The sequence below is a fragment of the Pedococcus sp. P1_H8 genome (genome assembly GCF_056405175.1).
Window position 1 is genome coordinate 1 of record NZ_JBFUCP010000022.1, and the last position, 1,973, is coordinate 1,973.

1 protein-coding gene is annotated in these 1,973 nt (G+C 68.5%); it reads right to left on the bottom strand.

Features of this window, described 5'->3' with window-relative positions:
- Positions 1 to 57: 57 nt before the first annotated feature.
- The gene (locus tag AC1DYG_RS18590) at positions 58 to 1,842 is read right to left on the bottom strand and encodes an IS481 family transposase (protein WP_477641352.1); all 1,785 of its coding nucleotides are present in this window, start codon (positions 1,840 to 1,842) and stop codon (positions 58 to 60) included.
- Positions 1,843 to 1,973 lie beyond the last annotated feature (131 nt).

A 1,973-nucleotide genomic window follows, 5' to 3' on the forward strand; every position in this document is an offset into this window, starting at 1 on the left:
TGCCGAGTCTCAGTTGATCCTTAACGGATCTGTGTCAGGTGATGCTTTACACCTGGCCTAGGAAACTGAGTGGTCCGTCCACGGTCGGTCCGCCTTGATGTTACGCACGGGCAGGGTCGTGGTCCGGCGCACCACGCGGGTCTCGCCGTCGTCGAGCTCGATCGCCAGGGTGGTGTCGGAGACGGCGATGGTGAGGGTCTGGTGGCGGTGGACCCGGCCGAGGGCGACCTTCTGACCGCACACCATGACGACGCCGGTGTTGGAGGCGCGGCGCTGCACGGTGATCGGTTCGGTCGACGGGCGTGGTGGTGGGCCGGCTGGGCGGGCTCCGCGCAGCCGTTGCGCCTGGACCATCGTCAGCGGGTTGGCGCGGGTGCGGAGCAGGACGCGCGTGTCCAGGTCGAAGAACAGCAGGGTGGGTCCCTCAATACGGATCCCGACCCGGCGACCGCCGAGGATTTCCGCGGCCAGCAGCTGGTGGTTGCCCAAGGAGACCAACCCGATCCGGGAGACGGTCCGCTCGACCTCGAGGGCCTGTCCGTCCTCAACCGGTGGTAGCGGTGCACCCTGGGCCGGGACAGCGCCGTCGGCCACGAGCCGGGCCAGGTCGTTGACGGTCAGGTGGGAGCGGATGGTCTTGACACGGGCGCCGCCGATCATCAGGTGGATCAGATCGACCCCGGCCCAGAAGTGCACGACCTGCCCGGAGCGGGCCGGGCCCAGCCAGAGCTGTTTGCCGACCAGCGTCATGTTGCCAGCGGGTGGGACGACCTTGTCGAACTCCACCGGGCCACCCACCCAACGCTGCGCCATCGGCTGTCCGGAGGTGGGCTGGTCCGCCGACTCGGTCGAAGCCTCCGAAACGAGAAGCGTTGGCGGCAGCCACAGTTCGAGCAGGTCCCGCTGCTCGGCCGGGACCGGAGCGAACCGCTGCGAGGGAGTGACCGGCAGATCCTGATCGAGGGCTTGATGGGGCCGGTCGGTGTTGTACTCGGCCGCGAACGTGTCGAGCGCGGCCTGCGCGGCAACCAGGGTTGGGTAGGGCTCGTGGTCGTCCAGGAGCTCGCGGCGCAGCGTCAGATGGAACCTCTCGATCTTGCCGGTGGTGGTCGGTGACGCGGGCTGGGTCAGCCGGTGCGTGATCGCGTTCTTGCGGCAGATCTTGTCGAACAACACCTCCCCGCCCTTGCCGAAACGGTCGGTGAACTGCTTGCCGTTATCGGTCAGGATCTCCTCCGGTGGCCCGAACCTGGCCAACGCCTGCGCCAGCGCCAAGCACACCGCCCGGCTGGTGGCCCGCTCCACCACCGCGGCCATCACACAGAACCGGGAATGGTCATCGACGCCGGTGACGACCTTGGCCTCCCGGATCTCGCCGGTGCCGGGGTTGACCAGCATCACCCCGCCGACGATGTCGATTTGCCACAGCTGCATCGGACCCGACCGCTCCCAACGCACATACGAGGATCGGGGACGCTTGCGCTTCCTGGGCACGACCAGCCCTTGCCGGACCAGAATCCGGTTCACCGTCGGCACCGACGGCACCACCAGCCCCTCGACCGGCCTGCGCAGCATCTCCATCCGGATCCGCTTCGCACCCCACCGCGGATGCCGTCGCCGCATCTCAGCGACCGCGACCTCCACCTGGGCCGACACCTGGTTCGGAGACGACGCAGGCCGGTGCGAACGGTCCGCCAGCCCGCCGATCCCTTCGGCCAGGTACCGCCCGATCCACGCATGAACGCTGACCCGTGACACCCCGACCGAGGCAGCCACCTCGCTCACCGTCGCACCCGCGAGCACCGCCCGTACCGCGTCCAACCGACGCTCCACCACCGACAACGCAACCAGTGCCAATCCCGGCCTCCTGCCCTCGGGGCGCCCGTGGAACGCCGCCAAACAGGATGTCCGAACACGGCCGGTGTAAAGCATCAGCCGAGACACGGCTGTCAAGCATCACCCGAGACAGGGCA